Below are 14,170 nucleotides of genomic sequence, written 5' to 3'. Positions count from 1 at the left end.
TGCACTCCCTGGGCGCCGGCCATCCCCGCCTACTGAGGTTTTCGTGTGGGCGTCGGGTGGTGACGGGTGATGATCCCTGCGGTATGCCGTTGCTATGCGGTATGCGCAGGGTGGGGGCCTGACCGCTGAGCGGCGGGCGTTACGTGAACGGATCCGGCTTGAGGTCGAGGACCTCGAAGACCCGCTCGAAGCTGACCAGGGCGCTCATGATGTCGACGCGGGCGCCCGCGAGGGAGGTCAGGGGCGCGTAGAGGCGGGCCAGGAGGAGGGCGAGGGTGACCACGGAGCCGGCGTCGAGGGCGCCGGTGACCGCGAAGCGGCCGCCCAGTCCGTAGACGAGGGCCAGCGCGAGGGCGGAGACGGCCACCGTGCCCGGGCCGCCGGCCAGGTACCCGGCCGCGGGGGAGCCCGCCGCGAGCGCGGGGACGACCAGCATCGACGCCGTCCCGGCGGTGCGGATGACCGTGAGTCCAGCGACATCAGTCGGCGCCGCGGCCCGGCCGGGAACCTGGCGAGGTACGTTCGCAGGGTGACGCCGCAGAACGGGGCCATCATCCCCTAGACGGCAGCGAGGACCAGCAGCACCGGCAGGCTCCCGGCAAGTCCGTTTAGGGCGAGGAGCAGCCCGGGACACGGCCCACACCGCGCAGTACGCGGCGGGGAGCCGGGCCGGGAGGCGGACGTGGAGATGCGACATGTGGTGACGGAACCGTGCTGGAACCGGTCAGTGACCGGCGCGGCTGCATGGTGTGGCAGGCGACCGGCCCGCTCCGGACCGCAGCCGTGAAGTGCGGCGCGGGCGTGGAGGGGACGGTCATCGTGCTCCGCGAGTCCGCCGCGGTCGCCGGCATCTACGGCGCCTCGGCGGTGAGGGCACACGGCCGCAGCCCGGGCGCCGCGTGCATGCTCACGGATTGGCACGAGGGCCCGTCGACCCAGCAGGTGCTCGCCGGCGTACGCGACGGGACCATCGATCTGGCTGCCGCGCGGGACGCCGTGGTCGCGCTATGCGAAGCGGTGGCTGCCCTCCACGCGGTCGGGTGGGTACACGGCGACATCGAGCCCGACCACCTCGTGCACACCCCCGCCGGCGTGCGGTTCCGGGACTGCTCATAGGCGTGGCACCAGCTCACCCTCGGCCCGTCCAACCTGTTCCGGGGCGGCCTGCCCCACCTCCTCGCCCCCGAGTTGGCGTGGAAGGTCCACCGCGGACACCAGTCCGTGGTCGTCACCTCCACGGACGAGGTGTACCCACTGGCGGCGAGCCTGTGGTGGGCGATCACCGACGAGTGGCCGCCCGCCTACGCGGAGGCCATCGTCGACCCGCGCGCCATGGACGCCGCCGCACTGCGGCACGCGATCGCCACCCACGTGATCCCGGTCCGGGACGCCACAGTGTGGCCCGCTGCCCAGCACGTGCTCAGTCACGTGATGTCCCAGCCGGACTACCGGCGGCCGTCGGCGGCGGACCTGGTGATCCTGCTGGGCACGGCCCTGGTCAACGAGCCGGTTGCCGCCTCGGCATGAGGCGGGGGCGGAGGTGAAGACGGGCCCGGCAGCGGTGAGCCTGCCGGGCCCGCGACGTCCCGGGGAGCGGGCCGCTTACCCCTGGGACGCGACGGGGACCCGGTGCTCCAGGCCGAGGGCGCGGATGATGTCCGCCGAGGCGACACGCAGGACGCGCCCGGCCCGGATCACCTTGCACGGGAACTGGTCCTTGCGGGCGAGGTCGTATGCCGTGGTTCGCCCAATGCCGAATGCCGCGGCGGCGGTCTCGAGGTCCGTCGTCGCCGGCAGGCGGAGCACTTCGTCCGCCGTCAAGGTTTGGGTCATTTCGGCACAACTCCTGAGGGCAAAATGCGCGGCTATGGGTATTTCCGGCGCACAGTATGGCATGGGTTGGCGCAGAGCAATCGTGCGCGTACTTTGGGTCACCATGGAGCAGAGCCCGGACTGGACAACGCGAGTCAGCAGAACGATCGCCCACGAGATCCGCCGGCATCGCACTGGCCGCGGCATGAGCGCCCAGCAGCTTGCCGACGCGTGCGAGGCGTTGGGCGCGCCGATGCCCCGGACGGTGATCTCCAACCTGGAGAATGGCCGCCGCGGCAGCATCACGGTGGCGGAGGTCATGGTCCTGGCCGCCGCCCTGGACGTGCCGCCGGCGACGCTGGTGTTCCCCGTTGGTCACGTCGACGAGGTCGAGCACCTGCCCGGCCAGCCCGTCCCGCCCCTGGCCGCGGTCGAGTGGTGGCACGGCCTCCTTGCACCTGCCTCCTCGCCCCTGGCGCTGCTGCGTCGCCACCGCGACCTCGAGGTCCGCATCCGCAACCTGTACCGGGGGATCTGGGAGCAGGCCATCGCCGAGTACCAGTGGCACGGTGAGCCGGACGGCCCGGAGGCTGAGGCGGCCCGTGACGTTGCCCGCGACCTGACGATCCAACTTCATGAGCTACGCGACGAGATTGCCCGCCGAGGACTGCGGCTGCCGCCACTGGCGGGCCTGGACAAAGTGGCACCGCTGCCGCCCGGCGGCGACCGTGCGCCGGCCCAGTAGGCACACATCCCATACGAGGAGGACGAATGGCCGCCGCACGCCGTGCTGGCAGCATTACAAGGCGTTGCGAGTGCCGGGGAAGGGACGGCAAACGGCTGGGCAAGGAGTGCCCGATGATGTCGAAGCGGAACCACGGTACCTACCAGCTCCAACAGGAAATCCCGGCGGCTGCGGACGGGTCTCGGCGGATCTTCCGCCGCACCGGCTACGCGACGGTCAAGGACGCGCAGAGCGACCTTGACAAGCTCCGTGCGGTCCTGGACCTCGTCGACGCCGCCGACGACAAGCAGCGAGAGACGCGGATCGGTGATCTCCTGGCGGCGGTTGGACGCGACCGGGCCAGCATCCCGGACTCCTCGGAAGTTAAGCGCCGTCTTGCAGGCGGAGTGGCCCTCGACTGCACCGTGACCCTCGGCGAGTGGTTGGAGCAGTGGGCCGAGGCGAAGAAGACGAAGCGCTTGACGACCAAGGCTTATCAGTCTCACATCCGCGTGCACTTGAAGCCCGGGGTCGGGCAGTACAGGCTCGACCGCTTCAACATTGCCCACTGTCAGGCGTTCTTCGACGCCTACCAGGAACGCAACGAGGTGATTGCGGCGCAAAACGCCGCGCGGCGAGAACAAGAGGCCCGCTGCCGCTGGGGAAAGAACGGTCGGCCCTCGCGGGCGGAGTCCGAGCAACTGGCGGCCGAGCGCGAGAGACTGGCCGCGATGCCGCCCTATGGCATCATCACAGGTCCCGCGACGCTGCAGCGCATCCGGGCGACGCTGCGGGCCGCACTCAACGCCGCAATCAGGAAGCAGCTCATCACGTTCAATCCGGCCAAGTGGGTGGAACTGTCCCCGGGCAAGCGACCCAAGGCGAAGCTGTGGACGGACCGACACGTTGAGCACTGGGAGCGCACCGGAGAGAAGCCGAGTGCGGTCATGGTCTGGACCCCGGAGCAGCTCGGGACGTTTCTCGATGAGGCCATGGGCAGCCACCTGTACGCGTTCTTCCATCTGATCGCCTTCCGAGGCCTGCGCCGCGGTGAGGGCGTCGGGGCGGACTGGCGCAACGTGGACCTCGACGGCAATGCGCTCACCGTGGGGAAGGAGTTGGTCGTTGACTCCTGGGAGGTGTTCGAGGACGACCCGAAGACCGAGGAGTCCGCGGGCACGATCGCCCTCGACTCGCTGAACGTGGGCGTCCTGCGGGAACACCGGGCGCGGCAGCTCGCCGAGCGGGATAGCTGGAACCGGAAAGCGGCCGAGAGGCGGCAGGCGGGGGAGGACGTCGTGGACTGGCAGGACACGGGGAAGGTGTTCACCCAGCCCGACGGCACGTGGCTCCACCCTGCCAAGGTGAGCCGCGAGTTCCGGCGGATCTACCGGCGAGCAGGCCTGCCCCCGATCAACCTCCGCGACCTCCGGCACTTGGCGGCGACCCTCATCCACGCTGGCGGCGGCGACATCCATGCGGTCAAGACGACGCTACGGCACTCAACGATCCAGCTGACATCGGACACGTACACCGAGCTGCTGGAGGAAACGGACCGGGATATCGCGGAGCGAGCCGCGGCCCTGGTCCCGCGCGCCCGGCGCAGCCGCGAGGATGCCGTTTCGGCCGATGGATAGGGCCGGAGTCAGCAGCCGTCGGGGTACCTGTTGCTGCAGGTCGACGAGTCCTTCTGCTCGCTCAGTGCTCGCTCGGACGATGCGGAACGAGCCGATACCGGGCAGCATGAGCCGTCACCAACAGGGGAAGTCCTGGACGCCGAAGAGGAGACTGACCTGAATGTTCCGGTACGTGGCGCACGAAGCGGCATGAGCCGACATGGAGCGGCGTGACATAGCAGCGGACTCCAAACCCGCACGCCGCAGGTTCGAATCCTGCCGCCCCTGCAAGCAACTGACACGGCCCCGGCCGCACATGGACCCCGTTCGCACCGCGAAGGAGGCCCATGCGCAAGGGCCGTGACGCCAGAAGGTGATCACGGTGGCGCCTTCCAACGTGAAGCGCAGGAACTCGTCGCGGGCAACGCGTAAGGCGAGGCCGCGGCGTACGAGCTCGGACTCCACCCCGTCTGCGCGGGCGGCGTTGACGCACGTGCCCACGACGTCGTCGTCGGCGATCAACTCGTCCTACCGCTCGATTGGCCTCGTCCCCGCCCGGCCGACCCTGACCTCGGTCTCGCATTCCAGGACACGCTGTCTTGCGATGTGGGATCGCATGAGGTGGGGCGCCGAGCGTGACGCGGCCGGGAGCACGCGTCCACCGCACCGCTCGCGCCTACTCCTCGTCCAGGCAGAGGCAGAAGGGGTGGCCGGCCGGGTCCAGGAGGACGCGGACGTTCTCCCGGGGTTGGTGGCCGGCGAGCGAGGCGCCCAGCGCGACCGCGTCGGCGACGGCGCCGTCGAGGTCGCCGACCTGGAAGTCGAAGTGCATCATGGGCCGCTGATCGCCGTCGGCGGGCGGCCACGTGGGGGCCCGGTAGCCGGTCGCCTGCTGGAACACGAGGTAGGCCGGACCTTCGGGCGCGGCGACCACGGAGGTGCCCGGTTCCTCGTGCACGACGGGCCACCCGAGCAGCTCGGCGTAGAACGCCGCGAGGGCGGCGGGATCCGGTGCTTCCATGGCGGTGCCCCACCACATGCCCAGCGTTCGTGATCGCACGGCCGTAGTCTGTCGCGGCGCCGGGGGGTTGTCCACGCCTTCGCGCAGAAGGGCGTTCGGCCTGCGACGACCGGTGGCGGGTCGGTTGAGCGCGCGCCGCCCCCAACGGGACCGAACCGCCCGGGGCGTCGCCGTCACGTCAGAGGCGGACCGTCATCTCCACGGTCACCTCGTCCCCGGCCGCGATGCCCTGGGGTCTGCGCACGGCGACCTTCAGCGGCAGCAGGTAACCGCCGTCCTTGGGGAAGAGCGACGTCGTGAAGGCGGTGTCCCCGATGCGGGCCTCGACGGGGATGACGCCCCAGCCGTAGGTGGCCATCGCGGCCACCTCGCGGATGTGCTCGGACTCCTCCTCCGGGACGGTCGCGAAGTAGTACGGCGATGGTCCGCGCCACTCGATCACACGGCCGGCGAAGACGAGCTCCATGGGGTCGGTCCCGTTCCTGCAGGGTGGCCGGACCGCCTCAGCGTACAGGTGGCGCCCCGGTAGCGAGGGGGATACGTCCGGTAGCGCGGTGACTGATGGTGTTTCAGGAGTCAAACATGTTGGCGATCAATTCACTTCCCATGGGTGAAACCGCAGGGCGGCAGGGTGACTTGAGCCTAGAATGGGACTTCCGCGATCACCCCGCGTTCAGGGCGTGGGCAGGACTGTGAGGGGCCGGATGAGCCAGGAGCGAGAGCCGCTGCCGACCGCGATCGACACCGGGATTCCCAGCGTCGCCCGGATGTACGACTTCCTGCTCGGCGGCAAGGACAACTACGCCGTCGACCGTGAGGCCTCCGAGGAGCTGCTCAAGGTCGTCCCGAGCACCAAGGAACTGGCGGTCAACAACCGCAGGTTCCTGCAGCGCGTCGTGGGCGTGCTCGCCCGCGAGTACGGGATACGCCAGTTCCTGGACCACGGGTCAGGCCTGCCGACGCAGGACAACGTCCACCAGGTCGCCCAGCGCGTCGACCCGGCCGCGCGCGTCGTCTACGTCGACAACGACCCGATCGTGCTGGCGCACGGCCGTGCGCTGCTGGAGGAGAACGAGAACACGGCCGTCATCCAGGCCGACTTCCGTGACACCGACGGCATCTTCGGCCACTCCGAGGTGGAGCGGCTGATCGACTTCAGCCAGCCGGTCGCCGCCCTCTTCGTCTCGGTCCTGCACTGCATCCCCGACGAGGACGACCCGGCGGGCCTGGTCAGGCGCGTCGCGGAGCGGCTGGCGCCGGGCAGCTTCCTCGTGGTGTGCCAGCTGGTCAGCGAGGACAAGGCGGTGCGCGACTTCGTCACCGAGTTCATGGACGCCAGCACCCAGGGCAACTGGGGCCGGGTCCGTCAGGAGAGCGACGTCGAGGGCTTCCTCGACGGTCTGCGGATCCTGGAGCCGGGACTGGTCGAGGTGTCCACCTGGCGCCCCGACACCGACCTTGCGCCCCGACAGGCCACCCAGGAGTGGATCGAGTTCGGCGGGGTCGGCCACAAGGCCTGAGGACGTCAGGGGTCCCGGGGCCGGAAGGGCCGGCCCCGGGGAACCGCGTCAGCTCACGACAACTGCTTGAGGAAGTCGCGCAGGAAGTCCGGCGTCCGGACCGGGGGCTCGGCCTCGGCGCTGAGCCGGTCCATCACGGCCAGGTAGTTGTCGACGTCGTCCTGCTTGTCCAGGTACAGCGAGCTGGTGAGCTGCTCCAGGTAGACGATGTCGGGCAGGTCCGGCTCCAGGAAACGCAGGATCGTGACCGGTCCGCCCGCGGTGGCGAGGCCGCCGACGCTGAACGGCGCCACCTGCAGCGTCACGTTCGGCATCGCGGCCGCCTCGATGAGCCGCTCCAGCTGGCGCGCCATCGCCTCGGCGCCGCCCATCGGACGGCGCAGCGCCGCCTCGTCCACGACCGCCCACAGCCGGGGCGCGTTGGGCCCGTTCAGCAGGTGCTGGCGCTCCATGCGCAGCGCGACCCGGCGCTCGACCTCGACCCCGGACGCCCTGGGGTGCCCCAGCCGGATGACGGCGCGGGCGTACTCCTCGGTCTGCAGCAGACCGGGGATGAACTGCACCTCGTACGTACGGATGACGGAGGCGGCCTCCTCGAGGCCCACGAGCGTCTCGAACCAGCCGGGGAGCACATCGGCGTACCGGTGCCACCAGCCGGGGGTGTTGGCCTGGTGGGCGAGCTTGAGGCAGTCCGCGCGCTCGGTCTCGTCGGTCACGCCGTAGAGGGTGAGGAGGTCGGCGACGTCACGCTCCTTGTAGCCGACGCGGCCCAGTTCGAGGCGGCTGATCTTGGCGTGGGAGCCGCGGATCGCGTCACCCGCCGCTTCGCGGGTGATGCCCCGGGACTCCCTCAGCCTCCGCAGCTGGGTGCCGAGCACGATGCGCAGCACCGTCGGACCACCGCGCGGGTGCTCCAGGTACTGCCTTATCGACGGTTCGTTGCTCGGCCGCGTCGCGGTCATGCCGGCTCCCGTGGTGACTGGGCGGACCGTCAGTGTCTCACTGAGTGGTGCCCGAATACAGCCGCATCTTATGGCATGCCGACGTTTTGTCAGCCCGTCATGTCATCGAAGTCGCCGTCCTTCACGCCGCCGAGGAAGGCCTCGATCTCCGCGCGCGTGTAGATGAGCGCAGGTCCGCCCGGGTGGCGGGAGTTGCGCATCGCGAAGCCTCCACCGGGCAGCGCCGCCAGCTCGACGCAGTTGCCGCTGGGGTTGCTCCGGCCGCTCTTCCTCCAGTCCGCGCCCTCGATGTCGGTGGCCGGTACGCCGTTGTCGAACTCCCGCATGGCTACGCCTCCTTGACGGGCCATCTGCACGTGCAGATGCACGTGCAGATGTACTTACCCTTGCACTTACGACTGTAATTGCAGATGTGCTTGCACGGGTAGGGATCCGGCGGGGATAGTGGTGGACGCAGACAGCACCGCGCCCCCCGCCCGACAGCTCTGCGGAGTTCCCGATGACTACGCATCCGGCGATCCCCCTCGACTACGGCCTGACCGAGGACTCAGGGTCACGCTTTGCCGCCTGCGGCCTGAGCGGTGACCTCCACGCAGCAGGTTCCGCACGGCAGTTCACGCGTGCCACCCTGAGCAACTGGGGGATGCTCGCGATCGTCGACACCGCCTCGATCGTGGTGTCGGAGATGCTGACCAACGCCGTGCGCTACGGCCTCGACGACCCGGCGTACGCGCCGTTGTCGAGCCGGCCGGTCTGGCTGGGCCTGCTCCGCCGTGACGAGTCCGTGCTCTGTACGGTCGCCGACCCCGGCACGGGTGTCCCGGTGGTGAAGGAACCGGACTGGTTCGCCGAGACCGGGCGGGGGCTGCACATCATCGACTCGCTCAGCGAGTCCTGGGGGTGGACACCGCCCGACGAGGCGGGCAAGTCCGTCTGGGCGCTGATCTCCGCGCCCATGTGACTTCCGCCCCACGGTGTCCCGCAGACCGGACGCCGTGGGACGGGGGAACGGGGGCCAGAAGCGCCGCGGCGGGGCACCGGGGGGATGCCTCGCCGCGGCCTGACGGTTCGCCGCTCCGCTTGGCCGCTCCGCTTGGCCGGGAGGACGCCGGCGCTCTCCGGGGGCGGTCGATGACTGTGTCTTTGCCTTTCCCGGGAAAGGAATTCACCTTTTGTTGACGCGCCGCTGTTTCCTGCCGCTCGCCGTCAATGGCCCTTTCGTCAGATGTGCTAGCGTTCGTGAGGTTCACGGTTTGACAACGATGTCAGATTCTCCGGGCCCGCGGACGCGTCCGTCCGCGACGGAAGGGCCCCTGCTCTGAAGGACGGAGCCCCGGCGCACCCGGCGTGGCACGCCCGTTCTCCGAGCTCCACAGAAAAGCACAGCGAATCATGCAAGAAAGCCGCGCGGTCTGGCTGCCCTATCGGTCCGGCGAATTCGCCGGACCGCTGCCCGACGGCCTGTCGTACCACTTCTGGGACGGTCTTTCGGCCTTCCCCTCCGATCCCCGGGACGTACGGTTCGTCGTCGTCCCGCCCGTCCCGGCCAAGCAGCACCAGATCCTCGACCGGCTGCTGCACCACGCCGAGCGGCTGGAGGTCCTCCAGGTCCTCAGCTCCGGGCACGACTACCTCGCACCCTTCCTGGGGCTGCTTCCCCCGGGCACCCGCGTCGCCACGGCCAACGGCGTGCACGGCGAGGCCACGGCCGAGCTGGCGGTGACGCTGCTGCTGGCCGCGGGTCGCGGTCTGGACGACTTCTCCCGCCGGCACGCCCTGGGTCAGTGGCAACCGCGTGTCTTCCCCACGTTGTCCGGCAAGGAGGTCCTGATCGTCGGCCAGGGCGCGGTCGGAAGGGCCGTGGCCGCCAGGCTCGCCCCGTTCGGCTGCCGGGTGGTCCGGCTGGCACGTACCGCGCGCGACACCGCGGACGGCCACGTGCACGGGTTCGCGGACCTGCCCGGGCTGCTCCCCTCCGCCGACGCCGTCGTGCTGTGCGCGCCCCTGACGGACGAGACCCGCGACCTGATGGACGGCTCCCGCCTGGCCCTGATGAAGGACGGGGCCGTCCTGGTCAACGTGGCCAGGGGGGAACTCGTCGACACGCGGGCGCTGGTGCGCGAAGCCGGACGCGGGCGGCTGCGTGCCGCCCTGGACGTCACCGCGCCCGAGCCGCTGCCCAGCGGTCACCCGCTGTGGTACCTGCCCGGTGTCCTCATCACCCCGCACGTCGGGGCCTTCACCGACGCCTTCACGCCCACCTCCCTCGCCTTCATCGCGCAGCAGCTGGCCCGCTACGCGGGCGGCGAGTCCCTGGTGAACGTCCTGCCGCAGATGGCCGCCGCGCGCTGAGCGGTGGCGGCCCCCGGGAAACATCCCGGGGGCCGGTCGGCCCGGCGAATCACCCCCAGGGGTCGGCGTGTTCCCCGATCGGGAAATCGCCTGGCCCGTCGGGACCTCCTTGCGGCGCCGCGTGGTGGGATGGCCGGATGGAACTGCGGGAGCTGCGTGTCTTCGTCGCCGTGGCGGAGGAGGGCGGGATGTCCGCCGCGGCGCGGCGGCTGCACGTGAGCCAGTCGGCGCTGTCGCAGACCGTCACCGCGCTGGAGCGTCAACTCGGCGTCAAACTCCTGGTGCGGTCCAGTTCCGGCGTACGGACCACGGAGGCCGGGGCGGTCCTGCTCTCCGAGGCGCGCGCCGTGCTCGCGCGCCACGACCAGGCCGTGCGGACGATGGCGGCCCTGACGGCGCAGGGCGGGGGCACCCTGCGGCTGGGCATCCCGCTGGAGCTGCCGCCCGACCTGCTGACCCCCGTGCTCACCGAGTTGTCCCGGGCCTACCCCGACACGAGGGTGCAGGCCCATCATCTGTCCACGGCGGCCCAGCTGGAGGCACTGCACGCGGACGAGCTCGACGTCGGTCTGACGCGTGAGCGCCCGGCCGGGCCCGAGTTCGACGCGATGCTGGTGGTCCGGGAGAACCTCGGGGTGCTGCTCGCGGCGGACCAGGCGGCCGAACTCGCCGGACCGCACGGCGTCCGCCTGGAGTGCCTGGCGGGGCTGGAGTGGGTGGGCTTCCCCCGCGCCGGGAGTCCGGCCTGGTGGGACGAGCTGACCTCGGTGCTGCGCAGCCACGGGCTGGACGTGGGTCCCGAGGCGGGCGCGGGGGAGCCGCTGATCGCGGAGGTGAAGCTGGCGGCCGTGATCACCGGGCGGGCGTTCGCGCTGGCCCCGCCGAACTGGGCGCAGCCGATCCCCGAAACGGTCGTGTGGTCGCCCCTGGTGGGAGATCCCCTGGTCCGCAGGACCTGGGCGGTGTGGCCGTCCAGTTCGCACCGGCGTGACCTCGGGCATTTCATCGCGGCCTTCGCCCAGCCGGTGTCGCCGTAGGCGGTGGGGCTACGGGGCGGCCGCGGAGGCGCGGTGCCGGTGCCGGGCGGCCTTCGCGTTGTTGCCGCAGCGCTCCATGGAGCACCACTTGCGCGGCTTCCCGTTGCCGGTGTCGAGGTAGAGCATGCCGCAGATCTCCGCGGCGCAGGTGCGCAGCCGGTCCCGCAGGCGCGGCTCGGTGACCAGCGCGATCAGGTCCCGGGACACGGCGGAGAGCAACTGGGCGGCCGACAGCGGTTCCGTCCCGGCGCTCGGGCGCCCGTGGGCGTCGACGCGGAGGAGGGGCGCGGGCGGCTCGACGCGGGCCAGGTCGTTGAGCAGGTCCACGCACTCCGCTCGCGGCGTGCGGCCGTCGACGACCGCGGTGGCGACGTCGGTGGCGGCGGCGCGCAGCTCGTGGAGGGCGTCGAGCAGGGCCGTCCCGTCCTCCCCGTCCCGCAGCGTCACTCCGACGCCGCCGCACCAGGCGCGGAGGCGGTCGTGATCGCCGAGCCGCTCGACGGGGGTGCTGGGACGGCGGCCGACGGTGGCGACGAGGTCGAGCGAGAGGGAGCCCGCGTCGAAGCGCAGCGCACGGACCTTGGCCGTGACGCGGGTGCGGGGAGTGGCCGGGGTCCCCGTGGCCGGTGCGCGCTCGCTCATGTGTCCATAGTAACCTTGAAGACGGTTACCAAGCCATCGGCCAGGCCGGACCGGGAAGGGAGCACGCCATGCGCATAGCGGTCGTGGGAGCGGGCGGAGTGGGCGGCTACTTCGGCACCCGTCTCGCGGAGGCGGGCAACGAGGTCACCTTCGTCGCCCGCGGTCGGCACCTGGAGGCGATCCGGGCCAACGGCGAGCTGGCCGTCCGCAGCCCGCTGGGGGAGTTCCGGGCACCGGCCGACCGGTTCGTGCCGGACATCGGTGACGTCGGTCCCGCCGACGTCGTGCTGGTCGCGGTCAAGCTGTGGGACACCGAGGACGTCGCCACCCGGCTGCGCGGCCTCGCCGAGGCGGGCGCGCGGGTGATCTCCCTTCAGAACGGCGTCCAGAAGGACTCGGTCCTGCGCCGGCACCTGCCGCCCGAGGCCGTGTGGGGCGGGGTCTGCTACATCTCCGCCGTCATCGAGGAACCCGGCGTCGTCTCCCACCGCGGGACGATGCAGAAGCTGGTCTTCGGCCCGTACGACGGGCAGGGGGCGGCCCGGGCGGAGGAGTTCCGCGAGGTGTGCGAGAAGGCCGGCGTCGACGCGGAGGTCAGCGCCGACATCGCGCGGGTCCTGTGGCAGAAGTTCGTGTTCCTCACGGGCCTGTCGGGCACCACCTCGGCCGTGCGCCAGCCGATCGGCGTCGTCCGCGCCGATCCCGCGACGCGGTCGCTGCTGCGCGACGTCATGGCGGAGGTCGTCGCCGTCGGCCGGGCCTCGGGCGTGCGCCTCGACGAGTCCTTCGTCGACGAGCAACTGGCCTTCTGTGACACGCTGCCCGCCACGATGACCTCCTCCATGCACAACGACTTGGAGCAGGGCAACCGCCTGGAACTGCCGTGGCTCAGCGGAGGCGTCGCCGACCTCGGCCGCGAACTGGGCGTCCCCACGCCCCGCAACCGCACCGTGGCCGACATCCTCGCGCCCTATGTGCCGGGCCGGCCGCGCGTGCCGTGACCGCCGTAAGGGGCGGCCGGTCCCGCCCCCGGTCAGCGCACCGAGAGCGTGTCCTGCAGCCAGTCGAAGACGACCTCGCAGTGCTGCTGGGGGGCCATCGGGGAGCAGTGCAGCTGCGCCCCGGTGGCCGCGGTGAGCTTCACGTAGTCCTTCGGGGCGGTGAGCCCGTCGTACATCCGGCGCGGCTGCCCCGGGTAGAACTGCTCGAACTCGTAGTCCAGCACCAGGGTGGGCGCCTTGATCCGGCCCAGCACGTCGCTGACGTCCAGTGAGGCGATGAGGCGGGCGGGGGTGAAGAAGTCGGTGAACATCCTGCCCTCCCGCGCCTCGGTCATCGCCGGGGCGGAGAAGGGTTCGAAGCGCTTCTTGAGCGTCGCCGCCTCGGACGGGCTCAGCGCCGGGACGACCTCCTTGGTCCAGACGGCGTTGGTCCGCTCCTTGTCGGCGGTGAGGATCTCCCGGACCTCCTGGGGGAAGGCCAGCCAGGGGGACACACAGCCGGGCATCGCCACCAGGGCGGCGATCCGGTGCTCGAAGGCGGCCGCCCGGGGCGCCAGGTTGCCGCCCATGCTCAGCCCGGTGAGGGCGATCCGGCCGGGGTCCACGTCGGAGCGGGCGGTCAGCCAGTCCACCAGCGGGGTGACGACCTTCTCCCAGCGCGGGGTGAAGACGACTTCTTCCACGAAGAGCACATGGCCCTGCCCCGGGCCGTCGTAGACGAGTGCGTTCCAGCCGCGGTCCAGGGCCGCCGACACGCCGTACGTCCACATGTCGACGTTCTGGCCGTCGCTGCCGTTGGTCAGGATCACCGTGGGCCTGCGCCGTTGCGCCCCTTCCGGGCGGAAGAACCACACCGGCATCCGCGTCCTCCCGCAGGCCACGCCCGCCGTCACCGGGGCCGGATCGCAGCGCTCGCAGAAGGCGTCCCAGGCGCGGCGCCCGGCACGGTAGAGCTGCTCCTCGCTGCCCGGGTCCTCGGAGCCGAGAACGAAGAACAGCGCTTGGCCGTAGTACTGGGCCGCCCGCAGCGTCCGGAACCGTGTGGTCTGGCGCCCGGGCATGCTGCCCCTCGGCGTCGTGAGCAGCCGGTCGCCCAGCTCTCTGAAGGTGCGGGTGTACGACTGCGCCGACACCCCCGCCGTGGTGACGGCGTTCACGGCGGTGAGCACCTCACCGGCCTCGGCGGAGCCGTAGCCGCAGGCGCCGAGGGCCAGGAGCGCGTTGAAGTCGTAGGCGGGGTCGTCGAAGAGGGTCATCACCCCGGGGGTGGCGCCGCCCGCGGGACCCGCAGCGGAGGCCGACGTCCGCCCGGACCCGGACCCGGACCCGGGCCCCGTTCCCGGACCGCCGGGCGAAGGCGGGCCCGCGGGGGAGGCGCCCGAGGGCGTGCACCCGGCGGCCGCCAGGGCCCCGGCCCCTGCCGCGAGCCCGGCCAGCGCGGTGCGACGGGTGGGCGCGGGGGCGGGGCCGTGCGGAAGGTGCG

General features: G+C 71.4%; 16 protein-coding genes and 2 pseudogenes. 10 read left to right on the top strand and 8 right to left on the bottom strand.

The features are described from left to right. Positions 1-94 precede the first annotated feature (94 nt). Positions 95-175: pseudogene (locus PV410_RS33860) on the top strand (helix-turn-helix domain-containing protein); the annotation flags it as partial. On the opposite strand, the pseudogene PV410_RS33855 reads toward PV410_RS33860, so the two are convergent. After that, positions 155-361, bottom strand: a pseudogene (locus PV410_RS33855) (ABC transporter ATP-binding protein); the annotation flags it as partial. The pseudogenes PV410_RS33860 and PV410_RS33855 overlap by 21 nt on opposite strands. Before the next feature lie 350 nt (positions 362-711). Here PV410_RS33855 and PV410_RS33850 point away from each other — a divergent pair. Further along, positions 712-1,116, top strand: a complete 405-nt coding sequence (locus PV410_RS33850) for a hypothetical protein (protein WP_500329650.1) — start codon at positions 712-714, stop codon at positions 1,114-1,116. A 105-nt stretch (positions 1,117-1,221) separates the two neighbouring features. Continuing rightward, the gene (locus PV410_RS33845) at positions 1,222-1,527 is read left to right on the top strand and encodes a hypothetical protein (protein WP_500329648.1); all 306 of its coding nucleotides are present in this window, start codon (positions 1,222-1,224) and stop codon (positions 1,525-1,527) included. A gap of 75 nt (positions 1,528-1,602) precedes the next feature. On the opposite strand, the gene PV410_RS33840 is transcribed toward PV410_RS33845, so the two are convergent. After that, positions 1,603-1,833, bottom strand: coding sequence for a DNA-binding protein (locus PV410_RS33840; RefSeq protein ID WP_500329646.1), 231 nt, complete (start codon positions 1,831-1,833; stop codon positions 1,603-1,605). Positions 1,834-1,936: 103 nt separating this feature from the next. Here PV410_RS33840 and PV410_RS33835 point away from each other — a divergent pair, with 103 nt between their 5' ends. Both PV410_RS33835 and PV410_RS33830 read left to right on the top strand, forming a co-directional pair. Further along, positions 1,937-2,557, top strand: a complete 621-nt coding sequence (locus PV410_RS33835; RefSeq protein WP_500329645.1) for a helix-turn-helix domain-containing protein — start codon at positions 1,937-1,939, stop codon at positions 2,555-2,557. A 26-nt stretch (positions 2,558-2,583) separates the two neighbouring features. Further along, complete coding sequence (locus PV410_RS33830) at positions 2,584-4,173, top strand: site-specific integrase (protein ID WP_500329643.1); 1,590 nt, start codon at positions 2,584-2,586, stop codon at positions 4,171-4,173. A gap of 655 nt (positions 4,174-4,828) precedes the next feature. On the opposite strand, the gene PV410_RS33825 is transcribed toward PV410_RS33830, so the two are convergent. Beyond that, positions 4,829-5,212 carry a VOC family protein gene (locus tag PV410_RS33825; RefSeq protein WP_500329641.1) on the bottom strand — a complete coding sequence of 128 codons (384 nt, stop codon included), beginning with the start codon at positions 5,210-5,212 and terminating at the stop codon, positions 4,829-4,831. Between the two features lie 139 nt (positions 5,213-5,351). After that, a complete protein-coding gene (locus PV410_RS33820) occupies positions 5,352-5,639 on the bottom strand; it encodes a DUF1905 domain-containing protein (RefSeq protein ID WP_500329639.1) in 288 nt (95 codons plus the stop codon). Between the two features lie 238 nt (positions 5,640-5,877). Between PV410_RS33820 and PV410_RS33815 the strand changes: the two genes are divergently transcribed. After that, the gene (locus PV410_RS33815) at positions 5,878-6,693 is read left to right on the top strand and encodes an SAM-dependent methyltransferase (protein ID WP_500329637.1); all 816 of its coding nucleotides are present in this window, start codon (positions 5,878-5,880) and stop codon (positions 6,691-6,693) included. A 53-nt stretch (positions 6,694-6,746) separates the two neighbouring features. On the opposite strand, the gene PV410_RS33810 is transcribed toward PV410_RS33815, so the two are convergent. Both PV410_RS33810 and PV410_RS33805 read right to left on the bottom strand, forming a co-directional pair. Beyond that, positions 6,747-7,655, bottom strand: coding sequence for a Sco1979 family transcriptional regulator (locus PV410_RS33810; RefSeq protein WP_499509522.1), 909 nt, complete (start codon positions 7,653-7,655; stop codon positions 6,747-6,749). Between the two features lie 89 nt (positions 7,656-7,744). Continuing rightward, positions 7,745-7,981 (bottom strand): DUF397 domain-containing protein, encoded by a 237-nt coding sequence (locus tag PV410_RS33805; RefSeq protein ID WP_500329635.1) that lies wholly within the window; start codon positions 7,979-7,981, stop codon positions 7,745-7,747. 173 nt (positions 7,982-8,154) lie between these two features. On the opposite strand from PV410_RS33805, the gene PV410_RS33800 reads away from it, so the two are divergent. The 3 genes from PV410_RS33800 to PV410_RS33790 all read left to right on the top strand — a co-directional run bounded on the left by PV410_RS33800 (position 8,155) and on the right by PV410_RS33790 (position 11,044). Then, the gene (locus PV410_RS33800) at positions 8,155-8,616 is read left to right on the top strand and encodes an ATP-binding protein (protein WP_499509520.1); all 462 of its coding nucleotides are present in this window, start codon (positions 8,155-8,157) and stop codon (positions 8,614-8,616) included. 431 nt (positions 8,617-9,047) lie between these two features. Further along, entirely contained in the window at positions 9,048-10,007 is a 960-nt protein-coding gene (locus PV410_RS33795) for an NAD(P)-dependent oxidoreductase (protein ID WP_500329633.1), read from the top strand. A 137-nt stretch (positions 10,008-10,144) separates the two neighbouring features. Next, positions 10,145-11,044 (top strand): LysR family transcriptional regulator, encoded by a 900-nt coding sequence (locus PV410_RS33790; protein WP_500329632.1) that lies wholly within the window; start codon positions 10,145-10,147, stop codon positions 11,042-11,044. 9 nt (positions 11,045-11,053) lie between these two features. Here PV410_RS33790 and PV410_RS33785 read toward each other — a convergent pair whose 3' ends face one another. Beyond that, positions 11,054-11,686 (bottom strand): CGNR zinc finger domain-containing protein, encoded by a 633-nt coding sequence (locus PV410_RS33785; RefSeq protein WP_500329630.1) that lies wholly within the window; start codon positions 11,684-11,686, stop codon positions 11,054-11,056. A 68-nt stretch (positions 11,687-11,754) separates the two neighbouring features. Here PV410_RS33785 and PV410_RS33780 point away from each other — a divergent pair, with 68 nt between their 5' ends. Next, positions 11,755-12,687 (top strand): 2-dehydropantoate 2-reductase, encoded by a 933-nt coding sequence (locus PV410_RS33780; protein WP_500329628.1) that lies wholly within the window; start codon positions 11,755-11,757, stop codon positions 12,685-12,687. 32 nt (positions 12,688-12,719) lie between these two features. Here PV410_RS33780 and PV410_RS33775 read toward each other — a convergent pair whose 3' ends face one another. Beyond that, complete coding sequence (locus PV410_RS33775; protein WP_500329627.1) at positions 12,720-13,943, bottom strand: alpha/beta hydrolase family protein; 1,224 nt, start codon at positions 13,941-13,943, stop codon at positions 12,720-12,722. Positions 13,944-14,170 lie beyond the last annotated feature (227 nt).

Source organism: Streptomyces sp. PA03-5A, assembly GCF_033792725.1.
GTDB lineage: Bacteria > Actinomycetota > Actinomycetes > Streptomycetales > Streptomycetaceae > Actinacidiphila.
This window is presented reverse-complemented; position numbering and strand designations above follow the sequence as displayed.